22 protein-coding genes and 1 riboswitch are annotated in these 20751 nt (G+C 49.1%); all 22 genes read right to left on the bottom strand.

Features of this window, described 5'->3' with window-relative positions; translation table 11 throughout:
• Positions 1–8: 8 nt before the first annotated feature.
• Positions 9–851: a DUF72 domain-containing protein gene (locus L985_RS12985; protein ID WP_029342425.1), complete on the bottom strand. Its 843-nt coding sequence runs from the start codon at positions 849–851 to the stop codon at positions 9–11.
• Between the two features lie 167 nt (positions 852–1018).
• On the bottom strand, positions 1019–2092 hold the full coding sequence (locus L985_RS12990) for an acyltransferase (protein ID WP_047393426.1): 1074 nt from the start codon (positions 2090–2092) through the stop codon (positions 1019–1021).
• A 145-nt stretch (positions 2093–2237) separates the two neighbouring features.
• Positions 2238–2789 (bottom strand): dihydrofolate reductase family protein, encoded by a 552-nt coding sequence (locus L985_RS12995; protein WP_047393423.1) that lies wholly within the window; start codon positions 2787–2789, stop codon positions 2238–2240.
• Between the two features lie 84 nt (positions 2790–2873).
• A complete protein-coding gene (gene sufB, locus L985_RS13000) occupies positions 2874–4271 on the bottom strand; it encodes a Fe-S cluster assembly protein SufB (RefSeq protein WP_023469154.1) in 1398 nt (465 codons plus the stop codon).
• Between the two features lie 36 nt (positions 4272–4307).
• Positions 4308–4742: a Fe-S cluster assembly sulfur transfer protein SufU gene (gene sufU / locus L985_RS13005; RefSeq protein ID WP_023469155.1), complete on the bottom strand. Its 435-nt coding sequence runs from the start codon at positions 4740–4742 to the stop codon at positions 4308–4310.
• On the bottom strand, positions 4732–5955 hold the full coding sequence (locus L985_RS13010; RefSeq protein WP_047393419.1) for a cysteine desulfurase: 1224 nt from the start codon (positions 5953–5955) through the stop codon (positions 4732–4734). The genes sufU and L985_RS13010 overlap by 11 nt, the downstream gene beginning before the upstream one ends.
• Before the next feature lies 1 nt (position 5956).
• The gene (gene sufD, locus L985_RS13015) at positions 5957–7234 is read right to left on the bottom strand and encodes a Fe-S cluster assembly protein SufD (protein ID WP_047393415.1); all 1278 of its coding nucleotides are present in this window, start codon (positions 7232–7234) and stop codon (positions 5957–5959) included.
• Positions 7235–7252: 18 nt separating this feature from the next.
• Positions 7253–8038, bottom strand: coding sequence for a Fe-S cluster assembly ATPase SufC (gene sufC / locus L985_RS13020; RefSeq protein WP_023469158.1), 786 nt, complete (start codon positions 8036–8038; stop codon positions 7253–7255).
• Between the two features lie 133 nt (positions 8039–8171).
• Complete coding sequence (locus L985_RS13025; RefSeq protein ID WP_029342430.1) at positions 8172–9422, bottom strand: MDR family MFS transporter; 1251 nt, start codon at positions 9420–9422, stop codon at positions 8172–8174.
• Between the two features lie 79 nt (positions 9423–9501).
• Positions 9502–10335: a MetQ/NlpA family ABC transporter substrate-binding protein gene (locus tag L985_RS13030; RefSeq protein ID WP_047393412.1), complete on the bottom strand. Its 834-nt coding sequence runs from the start codon at positions 10333–10335 to the stop codon at positions 9502–9504.
• 32 nt (positions 10336–10367) lie between these two features.
• Positions 10368–11033: a methionine ABC transporter permease gene (locus tag L985_RS13035; RefSeq protein ID WP_029342432.1), complete on the bottom strand. Its 666-nt coding sequence runs from the start codon at positions 11031–11033 to the stop codon at positions 10368–10370.
• Positions 11030–12052, bottom strand: coding sequence for a methionine ABC transporter ATP-binding protein (locus L985_RS13040; RefSeq protein WP_029342433.1), 1023 nt, complete (start codon positions 12050–12052; stop codon positions 11030–11032). Before L985_RS13040 ends, L985_RS13035 begins: the two co-directional genes overlap by 4 nt.
• A gap of 76 nt (positions 12053–12128) precedes the next feature.
• A riboswitch (SAM riboswitch) is annotated at positions 12129–12233 on the bottom strand.
• Between the two features lie 57 nt (positions 12234–12290).
• Positions 12291–13457 (bottom strand): bifunctional cystathionine gamma-lyase/homocysteine desulfhydrase, encoded by a 1167-nt coding sequence (locus L985_RS13045; protein WP_023469163.1) that lies wholly within the window; start codon positions 13455–13457, stop codon positions 12291–12293.
• Complete coding sequence (locus L985_RS13050) at positions 13450–14373, bottom strand: PLP-dependent cysteine synthase family protein (protein WP_023469164.1); 924 nt, start codon at positions 14371–14373, stop codon at positions 13450–13452. The genes L985_RS13045 and L985_RS13050 overlap by 8 nt, the downstream gene beginning before the upstream one ends.
• Entirely contained in the window at positions 14370–14834 is a 465-nt protein-coding gene (locus L985_RS13055) for an S-ribosylhomocysteine lyase (RefSeq protein ID WP_029342435.1), read from the bottom strand. Before L985_RS13055 ends, L985_RS13050 begins: the two co-directional genes overlap by 4 nt.
• 3 nt (positions 14835–14837) lie before the next feature.
• Positions 14838–15476, bottom strand: a complete 639-nt coding sequence (locus L985_RS13060) for a class I SAM-dependent methyltransferase (protein WP_047393409.1) — start codon at positions 15474–15476, stop codon at positions 14838–14840.
• A 538-nt stretch (positions 15477–16014) separates the two neighbouring features.
• Positions 16015–16296, bottom strand: a complete 282-nt coding sequence (locus tag L985_RS13065) for a thioredoxin family protein (RefSeq protein WP_047393406.1) — start codon at positions 16294–16296, stop codon at positions 16015–16017.
• Positions 16297–16394: 98 nt separating this feature from the next.
• The gene (gene gcvH, locus L985_RS13070) at positions 16395–16778 is read right to left on the bottom strand and encodes a glycine cleavage system protein GcvH (protein WP_029342437.1); all 384 of its coding nucleotides are present in this window, start codon (positions 16776–16778) and stop codon (positions 16395–16397) included.
• A 64-nt stretch (positions 16779–16842) separates the two neighbouring features.
• A complete protein-coding gene (locus L985_RS13075) occupies positions 16843–17205 on the bottom strand; it encodes an arsenate reductase family protein (RefSeq protein WP_029342438.1) in 363 nt (120 codons plus the stop codon).
• A gap of 34 nt (positions 17206–17239) precedes the next feature.
• Positions 17240–17692 (bottom strand): DinB family protein, encoded by a 453-nt coding sequence (locus L985_RS13080; protein WP_047393402.1) that lies wholly within the window; start codon positions 17690–17692, stop codon positions 17240–17242.
• A gap of 75 nt (positions 17693–17767) precedes the next feature.
• Positions 17768–19552, bottom strand: coding sequence for an acyl-CoA dehydrogenase family protein (locus L985_RS13085; protein ID WP_047393397.1), 1785 nt, complete (start codon positions 19550–19552; stop codon positions 17768–17770).
• Positions 19549–20739, bottom strand: a complete 1191-nt coding sequence (locus L985_RS13090) for an acetyl-CoA C-acetyltransferase (RefSeq protein WP_047393392.1) — start codon at positions 20737–20739, stop codon at positions 19549–19551. The genes L985_RS13085 and L985_RS13090 overlap by 4 nt, the downstream gene beginning before the upstream one ends.
• Positions 20740–20751: the final 12 nt, after the last annotated feature.

A 20751-nucleotide genomic window follows, 5' to 3' on the forward strand; every position in this document is an offset into this window, starting at 1 on the left:
TTGATGATTTAAAACAAAGAGATTTGTCGCGGCGCGAGTTCATAGTCGAGATCGAGAATCTCGATTAATCGTTTCGCATTCGGGGCAGCATCTCCTGCTGAGTTGTTATTGAAGAAAACATAGACATCCTTTGCTTCCGCCGCCACGTTTCGGACGTGACTTGCGAGTTCCTGTAACTCGTCTTCCGAGTAACGGTAGAGACAGCGGACTTTACGCCAATCGTCACTACTTTGACCTGGTTTCTTTAACCAGCCGGCTTTATTTCGTCCGTGGAGACGAATGAATGCCGTCTCCTGCGTCACGACTGGTACGAACGGTACGGAACCGTCTTCCGTCTGCGGTTCATCACAAATCGTATGAATGAACTGATGTTCCTTCAGAAAACGGAGTGTCCGCTCACGATAAGCATCTGAATACCACGATGGATTTCGGAATTCGATTGCGACTGGCAGTCCGGCAAGTGATTTTCGGATCGTTTGCAAATACTCTAAGTGCAGTTTACTAACATCGAACCAGGGTGGCAGTTGCACGAGAATCGCGGCAATCTTTCCACTCTTTCGCATCGGTTCGATCGACGCGATATATTGTTCAAAAATCGGTCCGAGTGGATCTTTGTTTTCCCGGTCGTGCCCACTCATCGCCCGATGGACCTTGACGATGAAGCGGAAACTATCCGGTGTCTCGGATACCCATTTCTCGTAGTTTCGTTCCGGTTGAATCGCATAGAATGTCGAGTCGACCTCGACTGCTGGAAAATGCCCGGCATAGGCAGCCAGTTTCTCTTTACGATCTTGCGGGGTCAAGTAGAGGCTATCATGATCTCCCCAGCCTGTGACACCGATATATATCATGCTCTCCTCCCCCTTACGTGTACTATTCTACCTATTCATCATAGCATAGCAGAATCCGGGATTTCTTCTTCAATGCTTCCTAAGCAAACACTCTTTTTTCAGAAAAAGACACCCCTCTCCTCCCTACTCATGTAGGAAGGAAAAGGATGCCTAGTCAATCGTTCTTATCATGAAGCAGTAGACTGTGCCTCGACCATTTTCGGAGCAGGCGCTCTTCGTTTTGGAACCGGAACGATATAGTTTCCGTACGGCAAAAGACTGATCACATAAGAGACAGAAATCGAAGCCGTAAGTGTGACGATCATCGCACAAATGAACATACTCGCAGAGTCGAAGTAAGCGAAGAGATCCGTCCGACCAATTCCGCGGATGACGAGCGGATGAATTAGATAGATGCCCATCGAATGCGTTCCGATCGTCTGGAAGATGCGCATCGCTGTCGCATCCATCCGGACACGACGGAAGACGTAGTTCAAGACGACGAGAACGAACGGGATGTACACAAGGTTCGAAATGTTCGTCGACGTGTACGTCCGCTCTAAATCAATGCTGACCCAGATATCAAGGATGATCAAGCCACTGATTAATAACAAGATTGTCCGATGACGCTTTAGGATCTGTTGAATCTCTTCATAATAGACGGCATATGTAATCCCCATCATGAAATAGGCGATCCAGTTGAGTAAGAAAGAGCGGCTATTGACGAGTCGATCGAGAAACGCGATGTCCGTCGTTAAGCTTCCTGATGTCAGCCAGAAGTAGTTGACGCCCATCGCCACAACTGTCGCGACAAGTAGCAATGTTCCTTTCTTAAGTCGTGCAAGTACCGGAAATACGACATAAAACTGAAGTACCGTCAAAATGAAGTACAGATGGAAGTTCGCCGTTCCATAGAGAAAGTAATCTGATAGCGGCATACCTGGTTTTAGACTATCTTCTACATGATAACGATACACGAGGTAGATCGTGCTCCAAATCAGGTAAGGAATAAAGATCTTAGAGAAACGTGACTTAACGAATGTTCCAAAATCGAATCCTTTGCGCTGGACCATCGACATCAACAGAAACGCACTGATGATAGCAAAAATTGGCGTACCGATCCGAGAAAATTGATCGATGTAACCAATCGCTTCATTTTCGAATTCCCCTTTCGAATGATACAGACCTGCGATGACATGGACAGCAACGACCATGATTGCCGCAATCGATCGAATGACAGGAATTTCTTGATAAAATTTCATTTTTTCACACCTTAATCATGTTTATATATTTTTTCACAAAAGTTATTATAATCTATTTTCGTCCAAATTAAATGATAATATCCAAATTTTATCGGATGTAACAAAAAAGAATCCCTTTTGCAATAAGAGACTCTTTTTAAGCAGATTATATTTTTTCGTAAGATAACGCGAGACATCCCGATTCGAAGACGCGTGTTTCGGCTAAGCGTAGCGCCTCTGGTTGATCAAACACCGGAAACATCCGTTTCCCACCGCCGAGCAGGATCGGGTAAATCACGACATGATAACGGTCGATGAGTCCGAGCTTAAACGCTTCAGCAGCAAGCGTCGCGCCACCGATCGCAATCTGCTTTCCATGTAAGGCTTTTAGAGCTTGAAGTTCTTCCGCAAGTGACTGAGTCGCAAGACGCGCATTTCCTGTGACGGAATCAAGCGTACGCGAGAAGACGACCTTCTCAAGTGCCTGCCAGGTTTTCGCATACTCCACGACAATCGGCTCGTCTTCCTGATCCGCTGTCTCCCAGTACTGCATCATCTCGTACAAACGACGTCCGTAGACATGGGTATCAAACGCTTTCTCGTAGTCATTGAAATATTGATGTAATTCTGCGTCCGGTGAAGCGAAATCGATACTGCCTGACGCATCCTCGATATAACCGTCGAGTGAGACTTGAAAGGAATAAACGACGTCACGCATAGTAACCCCTCCTTTTTCACTCTTTACCCCAATTATAACTCCATAAAAAAACTCCCTCATCCGCAGATGAGAGAGTAAGACGAATTATCCGATTGAACCTTCCATCTCGAACTTGATGAGACGGTTCATTTCGACCGCATATTCCATTGGAAGTTCTTTCGTGAATGGCTCGATGAAGCCCATGACGATCATTTCCGTTGCTTCCTCTTGTGAAATCCCGCGGCTCATGAGGTAGAACAATTGTTCTTCCGAGACCTTCGAGACTTTCGCTTCGTGCTCGAGCGAAATGTTATCGTTGAGGATTTCGTTGTACGGAATCGTATCCGACGTCGATTGGTTATCCATGATGAGCGTATCACATTCGATGTTCGAACGTGCACCTGTCGCTTTACGTCCGAAGTGAACGATACCGCGGTACGTGACTTTACCACCGTGTTTTGAGATCGACTTCGAGACGATCGTCGACGACGTGTTCGGTGCTAAGTGAATCATCTTCGCACCCGCATCTTGGTGTTGGCCTTTACCAGCGATTGCGATCGACAATGTCATACCACGTGAACCTTCACCTTTGAGGATGACAGCTGGGTATTTCATCGTCAGTTTCGAACCGATGTTACCATCGACCCATTCCATCGTTGCGCCAGCTTCACAGATTGCACGCTTCGTAACGAGGTTGTAGACGTTGTTCGCCCAGTTTTGGATCGTCGTGTAACGGCAGTAAGCGTTTTTGTTGATGAAGATCTCAACGACCGCTGAGTGAAGCGAGTTCGTCGTGTAGACCGGTGCTGTACATCCTTCGACGTAGTGAACCGATGCCTCGTCATCAACGATAATCAATGTCCGCTCGAATTGACCCATGTTTTCCGAGTTGATCCGGAAGTAGGCTTGAAGCGGCGTGTCGACTTTAACGCCTTTTGGTACGTAGATGAATGATCCACCTGACCAGACTGCTGTGTTCAAGGCTGCGAACTTGTTATCTGTTGGCGGGATCAATTTTCCGAAGTACTCACGGAAAATATCTTCGTTCTCTTTTAACGCTGTATCTGTATCTTTGAAAACGACACCGATTTCTTCGAGGTCTTCTTTCATGTTGTGGTAGACGACCTCTGACTCGTACTGAGCCGAGACACCTGCCAAGTATTTTTGCTCTGCTTCAGGGATACCGAGCTTATCAAACGTACGTTTGATTTCTTCTGGTACTTCATCCCACGATTTCTCTGCACGTTCAGACGGCTTGACGTAATACGTGATGTCGTCGAAGTTCAATTCTGAGAGATCGCCACCCCACGCTGGCATTGCTTGTTCGTTGAAGATCTTGAGTGATTTCAAACGGAAATCAAGCATCCATTGTGGTTCTTCCTTCATTTTCGAGATCGTTTCGACGACTTCAGTCGTCAAGCCACGTCCAGAACGGAAGATCGAGATATCGCGATCGTGGAAACCATATTTATAATCGCCAATTTCCGGCATATTCTTTGCCATGTTCATTTCCTCCTCTTACTTGCTTGTGACCGAAGTTTACTTCCCTTCTTCTACGCCGCGTTCGAGCGCCTTCCAGGCAAGTGTCGCACATTTGATCCGTGCCGGGAATTTCGTGACACCCGAGAGTGCCTCGACGTCCCCGAGGTCGAACGATTCGTCGTCATAGTCTTTTCCTTGGACCATGTCCGAAAAGATATCCGCGAGTCGTAAGGCTTCTTCGATAGTCTTCCCTTTGACGAGTTGCGTCATCATTGAAGCAGACGCCATGCTGATCGAACAGCCCTCCCCGTCAAATTTCGCATCACGGACGACATCGTCTTCAATCGCGAGCTGGAGACGAATTGTATCGCCGCACGTCGGATTGTTCATGTCGATTGTGACGCCCCCCTCGATCGCACCGCGATTTCGGGGAGTTTTATAATGATCCATGATCACTTGACGATACAAGTGATCGAGATTGTTAAAATCCATGACTGAAATACTCCTTCGTTTGGCGAAGTCCTGTCACGAGTGCGTCAACCTCTTCTTTCGTGTTGTAGAGATAGAAGCTAGCGCGAGCCGTCGAGCTCGCTCCGAGCCAACGCATCAAGGGCTGTGCACAATGGTGACCGGCGCGAACCGCGATTCCTTGCATATCAAGGACGGTTGCGACGTCATGTGCATGGACATCACCGAGATTGAACGTGACGAGTCCGACGCGTTCTTCCGGACCGTAGATCGTGAGTCCGTCGATGTCACGCATTTGTGCCATCGCGTACTGCGCGAGTTTACGTTCGTGTGCTTCGACGTTCTCTAGACCAATCTCTTCTAAGAAATCAATCGCTGCTGATAAACCAACGGCACCAGCGATGATTGGTGTACCCGCTTCGAAACGATATGGAGACGGTTTGAACGTCGACTCTTCAAGACCGACGTAATCAATCATCTCACCACCAAATTCAACTGGTTCCATCGCATTGAGTAATGCCTTTTTCCCGTAAAGGACACCAACACCTGTTGGACCACACATCTTGTGTGCGGAGAAGGCGAGGAAGTCACAATCGAGATCCGTGACATTGATTCGTTGGTGCGGTGCACTTTGCGCTGCATCGACGACCATGACGGCACCACGAGCGTGTGCAAGACGAGCGACTTCTTTGATCGGATTGATTGTACCGAGAACGTTCGAGACATGTGCCATCGCGACGATCTTCGTCCGGTCGGACAGTTGTGCTTCGACTGCTTCGACCGTCACGCGACCATCCGCTGTCAAATCAACGTATTTCAACTTCGCTTTTTTGCGTTTAGCGACTTGTTGCCACGGAATGAGATTCGCATGGTGTTCGAGGTACGTGACGACGATCTCGTCGCCTTCTTCGACATGCTCCATGCCGTAGCTTGACGCGACGATGTTAATCGCCGTCGTCGTGCCGCGGGTAAAGATAATTTCTTCATGGTGTTGCGCCTGGATGAAACGACGAACGTTCTCACGCGCACCTTCGTACGCATCCGTCGCTCGTGTTCCGAGCGTATGGACGCCACGGTGCACATTCGAATGAATCGTCTTATAGTAGTCGTCAATCGCGTTGATGACGACGAGCGGCTTCTGCGAAGAGGCCGCACTATCGAGATAGACGAGTTTCCGGTCGTTGACCTGTTGGTCGAGGATCGGAAACTGATTGCGGATGGATGCATCGATTCCCATATTAGTTTACTTTCCCTTCGATGACTTGAACGAGACGTTCTTTCACCGAGTCAATCGCAAGTTCCGAGACGACTGGCTGGAGGAATCCGTGAACGACGAGGCGTTCTGCTTCCTTCCGTGAAAGGCCACGGCTCATCAAGTAGTAGAGTTGTAGTTCATCGACACGACCGACAGATGCCGCGTGTCCTGCCATGACGTCATCCTCATCGATCAAGAGGATTGGGTTCGCATCACCACGTGCCTTTTCAGACAACATGAGGACACGTTCCGTTTGAACGCCGTTTGATTTCGAAGCGCCGTGATGGATCATCGACGTTCCGTTGAAGATAGATGTTGCTGAATCTTTTTGGACACCGTGGATCAAGATGAAACCTTCTGATCCTTTACCGAAGTGATCCGTCCGGACGTTGAAGTTTTGTTTTTGCTCTCCACGACCGACCGTAACGGCTTTCGTATCTGAGAACGAATCGTTTCCGACGAGGTGTGTTTTTGTTTCTGTGACCGTGTGACCGTCATTCATGTGACCGAGTGCCCATTCAAGCTTCGCGCCTTGTTTGACGACACCACGACGGTTCATATACGTGATCGCACCCTTGCTGAGCGTATCGACACCACCGAAGAGAACTTTTGCGTTGTCTTCGACGAAGACTTCTGTGACGACGTTGACGTTATGCGCTTCGTCCCCGTAAGAGACAAAGTTTTCGATATACGTCAATTCGCTGTCCGCGTCTGCGACGATGATCGCGTGATGGTAAAGCGCTGCGCCTGATTGCTCAAGCGTATAGATCGCTTGCATCGGTACAGAAAGCTTGACGCCTTTTGGTACATAGAGGAACGTACCACCGTTACGAAGTGCCGCGTTTAATGCCGCAAGACGATCTTCGTTGACTTGAACACCTTCCGTCATGAAGTACTTCTCGACGAGTTCTGGGTGTTGTTTTAATGCGTCTTCAAGCGTCGTGAAGATGACGCCGTTCGCCGCTTCACTGTTTTGCGCATGGACGAGTTGTCCGTTACGCGTGACGAGCATGTGATCACGGTTTTCACCGATCAATGCTTCGATATCTGAAGAAAGACCAGTGACGGTTTCGAGTTCCGTCGTACCTTCTGTGAAGTTCCAGCCTTCGATCTTGATTTTTTCTACTTTTGGCAATGCGAGCGTTGGGGCAAGATCAAGCGCGTCTTGACGCTTTGCGACCATCCAAGATGGTTCCCCTAAGCGAGTCGCACGTTCTGCCACTGCCTCGCGATTTACTGCAAGATTCAGTTCTACAGTCATCATGCTTCCTCCCTCGTCTTACGCTTTTGTTTCGATTTCGACGTCTTCGATGCCGAGTTCTTTTTTAACCCAGTCATAACCTTCTGCTTCGAGACGGTGTGCGAGTTCTTTACCACCAGACATGACGATTTTTCCGCCCATCATAATGTGGATGAAGTCTGGCTCGATATAGTTCAAGAGACGTTGGTAGTGCGTGATGATCAAGCAACCGAATTCAGGTGAACGCATTTCGTTGACACCTTTTGCGACGACTTTCAATGCATCGATATCAAGACCTGAATCGATTTCATCAAGAATCGCGATTGCTGGTTTAAGCATCATCATTTGAAGAATTTCGTTACGTTTCTTTTCTCCACCAGAGAAACCTTCGTTGAGGTAACGGTGTGCCATTTCTGAAGGCATCTCGAGAAGACCCATTTGTGAATCAAGCTCACGGATGAACTTCATGAGTGAGATTTCATCGCCTTCTTCACGACGCGAGTTAATCGCTGAACGAAGGAAGTCTGAGTTCGTGACACCACTGATTTCACTTGGGTACTGCATTGCGAGGAACATACCCGCTTGTGCGCGCTCATCGACTTCCATGTCGAGGACGTCTTCGCCGTCGAGTGTGACTGAACCAGATGTCACTTCGTACGATGGGTGACCCATCAATGCTGATGCGAGTGTTGATTTACCTGTCCCGTTTGGTCCCATGACCGCGTGGATTTCCCCGCCTTTGATTTCCAAGTTGACGCCTTTCAAGATTTCCTTGCCGTCGATCGCGACGTGTAGATCTTCAATCTTCAAGTGTGAAGCCTTCATGTTAGAATCCCTCCATCTATTCATTTCGTGACTGACGATTCAGAACACGAGCGTTACTAATTTAGTATCATTCTAATCTTAAAGAAACATGGCGTATTATTCAAGCGTCATCGCTCGCTGATTTTTCTCAAAATCATGCGTTTTGTTGAGAATCATTCGAAAGTTTCACCGGTTCCTCCAGTTCCTCGATCGTCGAACCCCGATGAATCCGTTGTGACAGTAAGAGTAGTGGTATTCCGAATAATGTCAAGCCCGCTAATATCCCGAAAATCGGTAACGGACGGTCCGCTCCATATAAACTTAACAAATGTCCTCCGGCGATCGGACCGATGGATTGTCCGATCGACGTCAAGCCCATCGCCCCGAAATAACTGCCCCGTAATTCCGGTTTGGCAAACCGATCGGTCAAGATGTCGGTCATCGTGAACATCATGACTTCCCCGCACGTGAAGATAACCATCGCGACAACCATCAGCCAAATTGAACTCACATTACCGATGATGAACAATCCGATCGCAACTGTCGCAATCCCGGTCGTGATCGAGACGAGCGGTGACGTTTTGACACCGAACTTCATGATCGGATATTGGACGATCAAGACGGTGATCGCATTGATCGTGATCAAGATCGCATAGAGTGTCTTTCCGCCTTCAAGGAGTGACGTCTCCGTCAAGAACTGTGGCAAGGTCGAGTTGAACTGGCTGTAACCAAAGACCCCGAAGATAATGCCGGCGAGTGCGAGTGTAAAGGCGATGTCCGTCCGTAACAGACGAACCGTCGCTCCGAACGAGACCTTCTTGCCACCGTGCGTCTCGGTGATCGGATGACGTTTGAATAAGAATCCAATCATCACCCCGTACACGATATAGACGAACGCCGTGATGTAAAACGTCGCTGACGTGTTCCCCGCACTCAGCAGTAAGGCGATTCCCGGTCCAATTGCTGCTGCGATGTTGATCATCGCGTAACGGATATTGAAGACGAATAATCGGTTTGCTTCGTCCGTCGTATCACTGATCAAGGCACGAGCGGATGGCTCGAAGATTGAGCGACAGACACCGTTCAAGGCACTGAGCGTAAAGAACGCCCAGAACGTCTCGACTTGTGCCAGCGCAATGAAGACGATCGCGAACCCAATCGTTCCGGCGAGCATCATCGCCCGGCGACCATACCGGTCCGACAATGTACCGCCGATGAAGCTCATGACGAGACTGGCGATCGCTGAGATACTGAGGACCCAGCCGACATCGACCGGATCGAATTTCAAAACGGTCGTCATGTAGATGGCGAAGAACGGCATCGTGATGAACGTTCCGAGACGCGAGAAAAACGTTCCAAACAAGACCCCGAGTGTCAACGGATGCAGTTGACGAATGCGTTGCATATGATTCCCCCTAACCCCTGTTTCAGACAAATGAAAAGCATCCTTCCATTATATAGGAAGGATGCCGGATTCGGTGAACTTATTTACTGACTGGAACGACTGCACCTTTGTACTTGTCGAGGATCCAATCTTGGTTTTTCTTCTCGTGCAGAACATCAAGAAGTGCTGTGACACGTTTGTCTTTTTCATCGCCGTCACGTGTAACGATGATGTTGACGTATGGTGACGACTCATCTTCTGAAGCGATTGCGTCTTTCAACGGGTTCAGACCGTTATCGATCGCATAGTTCGTGTTGATAAGAACGGCGTCGCCTTCATTGTTTTTGTAAGCTTGCGGAAGCAGCGATGCTTCGATGTTCGTCTTGAACTTGAGTTTCTTCGGGTTCTCCGCGATATCACCGAGTTGTGCATCTGTCGTTTTACCGTCTTTGAGCTTAATCAATCCTTCGTTTTGAAGGAATGTCAAGACACGACCGCGTTCCGCGACGTTTGAGCTCGTCAGAATCGTTGCACCGTTTGGCAACTTATCGAGTGATTTGTATTTCTTCGAGTAGATACCGAGTGGTTCAACGTGGACGCCACCTGCGTTCGCGAACTTATATGATTTGTTTTCTTTCTCTTGTTGCTCGAGATACGGTACGTGCTGGAAGTAGTTCGCATCGATTTCTTTTGAAGCGAGTGCTTTGTTCGGAAGTACGTAATCTTGGAACTTCTTGATTTCAAGCTTGTAACCTTTTTCTTCGTATTCTTTTTTAACGTGCTCAAGAATCTCAGCGTGCGGTACGTTTGATGCACCAACGACGAGTGTCTTGTCGTCGCTACCTGATCCTGATGATTTTTCACCACATGCAGCAAGGCTGATTGCTAAAACGGATACAGCGGCAGTACCTACGAATTTTTTCCAAGTTTTCATGAATGATTCCTCCAATATGATTAAGATTCGAATTAACGTTTATCAATTGCGCGGATCAGCAAGTCACCAATGATTTGGATGACGAAGACGATCGCTAAGATTAAGAGTGTTGCAATGACGATGACATCGTTTTGAGAACGCTGGAATCCTTCGATGAAGGCCATGTCCCCAAGTCCACCTCCGCCGACTACTCCGGCCATTGCCGTATAACCGACAAGTGAGACGAGTGTAACCGTGATACCTGAAACGATGGCAGGCAACGCTTCCGGGATTAAGACTTTATAGATGATTTGGAACTTCGTCGCACCCATCGATTCGGCTGCCTCGATGACACCTTTATCGACTTCGCGTAACGCGAGTTCAACCATCCGACCGTAGAACGGTGCAGCACCGAAGATCAGTGCCGGTAATGCTGCCGTTGGTCCGAGGAACGAACCGACGATTGCTGTCGTGAATGGAATCAATAAGATCAGTAAGATGATGAACGGAATCGAACGGAAAACGTTGACGACCAAGCTCAAGATTGAATAAAACGCCCGATTCTTGAATAATAACTCTTCGTTTGTTGCATACAATAATAGACCAATGATCAAACCGAGAACGAATGTCGAAACCCCAGCGATTGCCGTCATATAGACGGTACTGCCTGTCGCTTCCCACACCATGTCCCAGTCTAGGTTGTCAAAGAATGAAATCATCGGTGATCCACCTCCACTTCAACATCACTGGCTTGAAGCTTCGTGATGACCGCTTGTGTTGCTTCTGTTTCCCCGATCAACTGAATGAACAGTGTACCGAGTGCCCCTTCCTGCGATTGACCGACGTTTCCGCCGATGATATTGAACAGGACCGGTGAATCCTTCATGACTTCCGCGAGGATCGGGCTTTCCGCCGTCGATCCGACGAACGTCAACTGAACGATCTTTCCGGTTGGGTATCGTTCGCGTAGTTTCGCGAACGTCAACTCGTTTTCCGACGGCGACGTCAATTGTTTGACGAATTCTTTCGTCATCGCTTGTTTCGGATGACGGAAGACTTCTGCGACCGGACCTTGCTCAACGATTTTACCGGCTTCCATGACGGCGACCCGGTGACAGATTTTTTGAATGACGTGCATCTCGTGTGTGATCAAGACGATCGTCAGCTTCAGTTTTTCATTGATGTCGACGAGTAACTCAAGGATCGAGTCCGTCGTTTTCGGATCGAGTGCACTGGTTGCCTCGTCACATAAGAGAACGTCTGGGTTTGATGCCAGTGCCCGAGCGATACCAACACGTTGCTTTTGACCGCCGGATAATTGCGATGGGTAAGCTTTTTCGCGTCCGTCAAGACCAACGAGTTGAATCAGTTCCGCAACCCGTTCCTTGCGGCGAGCTTTTGGAAAGCCACCGAGTTCGAGCGGGAACATGATGTTCTCCTCGACTGTTCGTGACCAAAGTAAGTTGAAGTGCTGGAATACCATTGAGACATTCTTGCGGACGCCTCGTAATTCTTTTGGTTTCAGTGATGTCATTTCGACACCATCGATTTGGATCGAACCACTCGTTGGTGCTTCGAGCATATTCAGTAATCGGATCAGGGTCGATTTCCCTGCTCCGGAATAACCGATTATTCCAAAAATTTCACCGCGCTCGATTGTCAGATCAACATTCGCGACGGCTTCGACTGCTCCGCGCTTTGAGCGATAAATCTTTCCTACGTCTTGTAAACGAATCACTACTGTCCCTCCTAAATAAAAAAGTGCGCGCGTTTTAGAGCAAACGCGCGCACTTTTCAGTACACAAAACCATTTGCTCTCATCTCCCAGACTTTTGTCTGCTGGAATTAGCACCACTTCGGATTAGATCCGCGGTTGCCGGGTTTCATCGGGCCAGTCCCTCCACCACTCTCGATAAGAGTTTCGGTATTAAGTTTGTAGAATATATTCTGAATATTAGCAGGGGTTATTTTTGTTGTCAAACAGTTTTTTCAGAAACTTTTTCGAGGAACGTGAAAGCACGTGTTAAGTCTTCTTTCAAATCTTCCGCATCCTCAAGTCCAACTGAAATCCGGACGAGACCGTCCGTGATACCGAGTTCTGCCCGACGTTCTGCTGGGATCGACGCGTGCGTCATCCGTGCCGGAACGGAAATCAGACTCTCAACGGCACCAAGACTCTCAGCAAGTGTGAAGAAATGTGTCGCCTCGACAAGTTTTTCTGCGTTCGCTGCTGAACCGACATCAAAGCTGATCATCCCACCAAATCCAGTCGCTTGTTTCGCTTGGATGTCGTGACCAGGATGCGATGCAAGTCCTGGGTAGAAGATGTTCGAGACAATGTCTTGCGCTTGTAAGAACGCGACGAGATCATGTGCTGTCTCTTCGATTGCATCCATCCGGATACCGAGCGTACGAAGACCACGAACGAGCAAGAAGCTGTCTTGCGGTCCAAGCACGCCGCCTGTCGAGTTTTGGATGAAGTGCAACTCTTCGCCGAGCGCATCATCTTTAACGACGACAAGTCCAGCGACGACGTCCGAATGTCCGCCGATGTATTTCGTCGCACTGTGCAAGACGATGTCTGCACCGAGTGCGAGTGGTTGTTGATGGTATGGTGTCGCGAATGTGTTGTCGACGACGAGTTTAAGATCGTGACGTTTGGCGATCGTTGCGATCGCTTCGATGTCCGTTACTTTCAACAACGGGTTCGTCGGTGTTTCAACGTAAACGATCTTCGTGTTGTCTTGAATCGCTGCTTCCGTTGCCGCAAGGTCCGTCGTATCGACGAACGTCACTTGGATGTTGAACTTCGGTAAGACGCGTTGCATCAAGCGGAACGTACCACCGTAGACGTCATCCGTCATGACGATGTGGTCGCCAGACTCAAGCAAGTGGAAGACGGCATGGATTGCTGCCATCCCAGAACCAAAGGCAAAACCACGTGCGCCGCCTTCGAGATCCGCAATCAATCGTTCGATGCTCGTCCGTGTAGGGTTCGCTGTCCGTGAGTATTCATATCCGTCCTTGAGTTGACCGATTTTATCCTGCTTGTATGTGCTTGTTTGATAGATCGGAGGTGTGACGGCTCCTGTTGCCCGGTCGACACCTGTTCCTCCATGAATCAATGCTGTCTTCTTACGCATGAGTTTCGTCCACCTTTTCAAAGATTTGTTGGCTCAAGTAGCGTTCGGCACTGTCTGCGAAGACGGTGACGATCGTACTGCCGGGGTGACGCTTTGCGATATCAAGCGCAGCAACGAGCGCTGCACCTGCTGAACTACCAACGAGTAATCCTTCGCGAGCAGCGAGTGTATGAACTGCGTCAAATGCATCACGGTCAGAAATCGTATGAATCTCGTCGACGAGTTCACGCGGAACGAGACTTGGCCATTTTGCTGTACCGATACCTTCTGTCTTATGCGGACCGGCTGGACCACCGTTTAAGACGGAGCCTTCCGGTTCGACGATTGCTGCTTTTGTACCGAGACGTTGTTTTAAGAAGTCCGCTGTTCCGGCGAACGTACCACCTGAACCACAACCGGCAACGAACCAGTCGATATGCGGTAAGTCCGCAATCAGCTCAGGACCGAGTGTCCGCTGATACGTGACTGGGTTCTCTTCGTTTTCGAATTGTAACGGAACGTAACTGTTCGGAATTTCCTGACCGAGTTCTTTTGCCCGGTCGATGGCCCCTTGCATATCGAGTTCAGTCGGCGTGTTGACGACGGTTGCGCCGAGTGCCCGCATCAACGTCTGCTTTTCCTGACTGAATTTTTCCGGAACGACACAGATGACTTGGAGATCGTATTTTTTAGCGGCGAGCGCCAAGCCGATGCCGGTATTCCCGGCTGTCGGCTCGATGATCGTACCGCCTGGTGTCACATGTCCGTTTTCGATTGCTGCATCAACGAGTTGAATGCCAAGGCGGTCTTTGACGCTGCCCCCAGGGTTCATCCATTCGAGCTTCGCCAAAATGCGCGTACCAGCAGGCAAATCGAATGAAGTGATCTCGTAGAGTGGTGTGTTTCCGACGAGGTCGCGGACGTTGTTCGCGATCATCCGAAGACGATGTCCCATTCATCACGACCGGCAAGCATTTTCTCGGCATAGTGCTTCGCTCCTTTGAGGTCATGTGCGCTCGCAAATCCACATTGGACTTCGTTTTGCGCTGGAATCTCTTCTGCTGCGAGGACGTCATTCAACGTCTTCTCAACGAGTTCGCTCATTTTTTCGACCGAGTCGAAGTTCATCATCGCCATGTAGAAACCTGTTTGGCATCCCATTGGCGAGACATCAATGACATCATCCGAGTAGTTGCGGATGTTTTCAGCAAGTAAGTGCTCGAGTGTGTGCATCGCACGCATCGGCATTTGCTCAACGTTTGGTTGCGTGAAACGGATATCGTATTTGACGACTTGGTCGACTTTACCTTCTTTATAACCCGCGACGCGAATATAAGGTGCTTTGACTTTCGTGTGATCCAGGTTAAAGCTTTCGACGTTCATTTTTTGAAGTGCCATGATTTATTCCCCCATTTTCTCGGCTTCTACGAGCCAGACGAAGTGATTGTATTGTATAAATTTAACAGTGAATCCCCGTGCTGTAAACAATTCTTCCATGACTGGAATCAACGGGTAGAACTCGCGTTCGAGATCTTCCGCTAACGCATCGAACCCTTGCGCGCGTGCTTCACGGATTGTTTGCAGGCGTGCCTCTTCTGAGACGAACATTGTATCCGCGTAGACGATTTTTCCGTCTTTCGGTAAATGTGACGCCATCAGATCGATTGCTTCTCCCTTTTCCTCATCCGTTAGATGATGAAACGCATAAGTGGAGACGAAACTGCGTGCTTCCTTCGCTTCGAACGAGAGGAAGTGACCGTCCTGTACATCAAGCGATGGAATCTTTTCCGTCAGGATCGCCCGCATCTCCGGACTTGGTTCGACGGCAAGTACGGCGTCGTGACGTGTCAGAAGACGTTGTGTCAGGTTCCCTGTACCTGCTCCGAATTCAATGACCGGCGACTGCGCTTTATCCGCTACTGTATCCAAAATCTCATCGTATCGACGAAAAACCTCTTTATACTCCGGATCGTGTCCGGTTACTGTCTCGTCATACGTCGATGCCCATTCTGTGAAAACATCCATAAAACGTACTGTCATGCCTTGTCGTCCTCCATCTCACCAGTTAATTCCGAGTAATCGGATATGAATTAAAGTAATTTTCCTTATTCGCATTGTAGCAAGGAGATGCTATCCTGGCAAGCGACCGGCTCGAAAAACTTCCAGAAAACAAAAAAAGGCGTTGCCGGCGAACCGACAACACGAATAATGTGGTTAGAAATGCTACGAAGGAAAACCCAGCTCCATTCGGAATTGTTCGCTCTTCCGCGTGGAGGACGGCGCCTGTTCGACATGATCGCCAGCTTACGTTCACTTCCTGATCAGTCCTTTCGATCCACCACCTGTTCATTGCACCGCTTCGTCTTTGGGGGACGACTTAAGGGGAAACAATACACCGGCTTAGGATGGGAGAAAGGGTTCAGGACTTGAATCGTATTGAACGATCATCTCTGCTAGACTTCCTATAATGCATTTCTAGAAGTTGTTATGAATATACCATTCATATTTCGACGTTGTCAACGGATTATTGTAAATATTCCGACAATTTAACAAAAAGAAAAATCCAGTCGGACTTTTCTTACTGTTCTTGACAAAAAGCAAAGACGTTTTGTACGGACTGAAAAGCATAAAGTCGCTCTACGACTTGATTTTCTTCAATTCGCAGCAACGCAGGAACACTCATGACGCGGGCTTCTTCTAAGAAATCCGGAATGAAATTCCCGTTCGCCTTCTGAATCGATTGACCTGATTCCGTCGCTTCGACGATATCTAGCATGCGCTCCGCGATGGCGCATGTCCCGCACATCGGTGCATAGACATACAATAGCCCGTTTTCTGGGACGGTCGTGACCTCTTGCATGACGGTCGCTCCTTTCTTCGTGGTATCTGTCGTCAGTATACAAAAAAAAGAGAGCGGACGAAACGCAAGCGCCTCGTTCACTCTCTTTTCGTTAAGTATTACTCGTTGATCATCGATTTGTATGCTGCAGCATCCATCAATGCCTCAACTTGTGAAGCATCTTCGATTTCGATGTCGACCATCCAAGCACCTTCGAATGGTGACTCGTTGACGAGTTCTGGGGAATCTGAAAGGTTTTCGTTGATGGCAACGACTTTACCAGAAATCGGTGCATATAGTTCCGAGACCGTCTTGACCGACTCGACTGAACCGAATGGCTCGTTTGCTGAGATCGTATCCCCGACTTCAGGCAATTCAACGAAGACGATATCCCCGAGTTCGTGTTGCGCAAAATCCGTGATTCCGATACGCGCCTTGTTTCCTGATACTTCGACCCATTCATGTTCTTCCGAATAGCGTAAGTTGTCTTTTACTTGACTCATTTCCGATTCCCCCTGTGGACTAATTTGGACTAACGTGTTCAGTATACCAAAATCGACTCTGAACTTAATACCATTTTCCTCGATACATTTCTTCCTTGAAGCCGATCGTGACGTCTCTCCCGTCTGTAACGATCGGACGCTTCAATAACATACCGTCACTTGCGAGCAACTTGTATTGCTCGTCTTCCGATAACTCAGGAAGTTTGTCCTTGATCCCTTGCGAACGGTATGATTGACCGCTCGTGTTGAAGAATTTCTTCAACGGCTCTCCACTCTTTTGATGAAGTTCATGGATCGTCGTTGCAGATGGTGTCTCCTCGACGATATGTTTGTAGTCCACTTCGACACCGTGCTGTTCGAGTGCTTTTTTCGCTTTGACACACGTACTACATTTCGGATAGCCGTACATCGTGACTGTTTTTGTCATGTTCATCACCTCACCTTCAAGAGTAGCAGATGAATCACTTCTGCTTCAAGCGTGCGAGCGCCCCGTCAATCTGATCTTGGTGATGCGCGTCATGGGCAACGAACGACTCGACGAATGTAAGTGGTCGGAAATCCTCATAGGTTGCTTCAAACTGCTCGTCAGACAAACGATCGAGGTGATTGACGATGTCACGCCGGACACTGATCGCTTTTTTCAACAAAGCAAGCGGATCGATATGATGCGCATATTCGACCGCCAGTCGATTGAACTGATCAAAATCTGTCTCAACAAGCGTCAACGGTTCGTCCGGTAATTTCGAAATAGCATGATCGTAATAAAACCGGTCCCATAAATACAGATGACTGACGCACTCAAGGACGGTCCACTTGTTAAGGGCGAGCGGCAGATCCCATTCTTCCGGCGTCAAACGTTCAAGGGATTGATAGTAGGCAATCGCAAATTGCAGTTCAACCAATTCTTGGCGCATCTCGTTTTCCTCCTCCAACCAAAAACTTCGCCTTTACAGAGATTTTCCCTGCAAAGGCGAAGCGGTAAACCTGACTTAGACCGTATATTTGTTTGACTCGATGAGACGTTTTGCGATGTCGCGTTTCGTACCGATGACGTTGATTGGCTGGTAACGGCTGAATTTTTTCAGCGCCGAGAGCAACATCCGGAGTTCGTCGCCGCTTGCTGCCGCGTAGAGCGTCTCTTTCGCGTCACGCTCGACAGCTTCGAACGCTTGTTGTGCGAAGACTTCCGTGTAACGGACTTTCAGTTCGCTCTTCTCGATTCCTTTGTCGGTAATCGCTTTGTCCGTCCGGACGATCGCTGACTCGAGCGCATAGATCGCACTCATGATGTCGGCTGTGTTCGCTAAGATCTCTTGCTCGCCTTGGAGTTTGTCCTGGTATTTCTGGACCGCTGTTCCGGCAGTCAACAAGAAGATTTTCTTCATCATCGCCAGTAAGTGGCGTTCGCGATCAAGTGGTGCTGTTCCGATTTCTGTCGGCATGAAGCTCATCACTTCTTGTTGCAGACGTTGCGCTTCCGCAAGCAACGGCAACTCGCCTTTCATCGCTTTCTTCAGTAATGTTCCTGGGACGAGAAGACGGTTGATCTCGTTCGTTCCTTCGAAGATTCGGTTGATCCGTGAATCACGGTACATGTTCTCGACTTCATATTCTGCCATGAAGCCATAACCACCGTGAATCTGAACCGCTTCATCGATGACATAATCAAATGTTTCCGAAGCAAAGACTTTGTTCATTGAACATTCGATTGCGTACTCCGCGATTGCATCGGCGATTTTCTTACCGTCCTTGCTCTCTTCTTCTGACAACTGATCAAGACTATCTTGGAACAGACCACCCGTCCGGTAGACTGAACTTTCCATCGCATACGTCTGTGCTGCCATCGTCGCGAGTTTTTCTTGAATCAATGGGAACGAGCTGATCGGTGTCTTGAACTGTTTACGTTCATTCGAGTACTGGACTGCAAGATCAATCGCTCGTTTTGACGAACCGACAGCACCGACAGCCAGTTTATAACGACCGACGTTCAAGATGTTGAAGGCGATGACGTGACCGCGTCCAATCTCACCAAGGACGTTATCGACTGGTACTTCTGCATCTTGTAAGATCAACGTCCGTGTCGATGATCCTTTGATCCCCATCTTCTGCTCCTCGACACCTGTCGAGACACCTGGATATGATCCTTCGACGAGGAAGGCTGTGAACTTGTCACCGTCGATCTTCGCGTAGACGACGAACAAGCTTGCGAAACCAGCGTTCGTGATCCATTGTTTTTCACCGTTCAAGATGTAGTGCGTGCCGGCTTCATTCAAGACAGCCGTCGTTTTAGCACCAAGAGCATCCGAACCAGAGCCTGGCTCCGTCAATGCATACGAAGCAATCCACTCCCCTGAAGCGAGTTTCGGCAAGTATTTCTGCTTTTGCTCTTCGTTACCGAAGAAGACGATCGGCAACGAACCGATTCCGACGTGTGCGCCGTAGCTGAGGGCGAATGAACGTCCACGCGCGAACTTCTCCGTGATGATCGAAGACGAGATCTTATCCATCTGATAGCCGCCGTATGCTTCTGGAACGTCTGCGCCGAGTAGACCTAATTCGCCTGCTTCGCGGAGGAGACCGACCGACAGTTCGAACTCGTGTTTTTCGATTCGGTCAAGGACAGGAACGACACGATCTTCAACGAACTTCGCTGTCATATCACCGACCATTTTGTGTTCCTCCGAGAAATCCTCTGGTGTGAAGAGACGTTCTGGTGCTAACTCATCTAATACGAAACTGCCACCTTTGATTAATTCGTTTGTCGTTTGGCTCATTGTCCTGTTCCTCCTTCAACTAGTTCGAATACGCCTGCTGCGCCCATTCCGCCACCGATACACATCGAGACGACACCATACTGGACATTCCGACGTTTCATTTCATGCAAGAGCGTCAATGTGAGTTTTGTTCCTGTACAACCGAGTGGGTGACCGAGGGCGATCGCTCCACCGTTGACGTTGACGATGTCTTCGTTTAATCCAAGCTCGCGGATGACACCGAGTGACTGCGATGCGAACGCTTCGTTCAACTCGATCAATCCGACGTCCTCAAGCGTGATGCCTGCGAGTTCAAGTGCTTTCGGAATCGCGACGACCGGTCCGATGCCCATGACTTCCGGACGGACACCACCGACAGCAAACGACTTGAACTTGCCGAGAATCGGTAAGCCTTGGCGTTCTGCTTCTTCCCGTTCCATGACGAGGACAGCAGCGGCACCGTCTGACGTCTGCGAAGAGTTCCCTGCCGTGACGCTACCGCCGAGGCGGAACGCTGGGCGAAGTTTTGCAAGACCTTCAGGTGACGAATCCGGACGAACGCCTTCATCGTGCTCGACGACGAATGTCTTCTCTTCGATTTTCAGTTCATCATTGACGAATTGTTCCGTCACCGTTACCGGGACGATTTCGTCAGCAAACTTGCCAGCTGCGATTGCTGCCGCCGCCTTTTGGTGACTCTTCAAGGCAAAGGCATCTTGATCTTCCCGTGAGACATTGTAGGTCGCAGCGACTTGCTCCGCTGTATGCCCCATGCTCATATAGTATTCCGGTGCCGTGTCGACGATCGACGGATTAGGTCGGACGACGTGACCTGGCATCGGAACTTGACTCATCGATTCGAGTCCACCAGCAACGACAGCAGTTGCTTGCCCCGTCATGATCTTCATCGCCGCATCAGCGATCGATTGTAGTCCACTTGAGCAATACCGGTTGATCGTGATCGCCGGTACCTCATGTGATAATCCACCGAGGACTGAAGCGTAGCGGGCGATGTTCATCCCTTGCTCTGCTTCCGGTAAGGCACATCCGAGGATGACGTCATCAACCGCTCCCGTATAACCGGACCGTTTCAACGTTTCCTGGATGGCGATGCCTGCTAATTCATCCGAGCGCATCGACTTGAATGCGCCTTTTTTTGCTTTTCCGACCGGTGTCCGTGCACCGGCGACGATTACTGCTTCCTTCATCCGAATCCCCCC

The organism is Exiguobacterium sp. ZWU0009 (assembly GCF_000798935.2).
GTDB classification, from domain to species: Bacteria; Bacillota; Bacilli; order Exiguobacteriales; family Exiguobacteriaceae; genus Exiguobacterium_A; species Exiguobacterium_A acetylicum.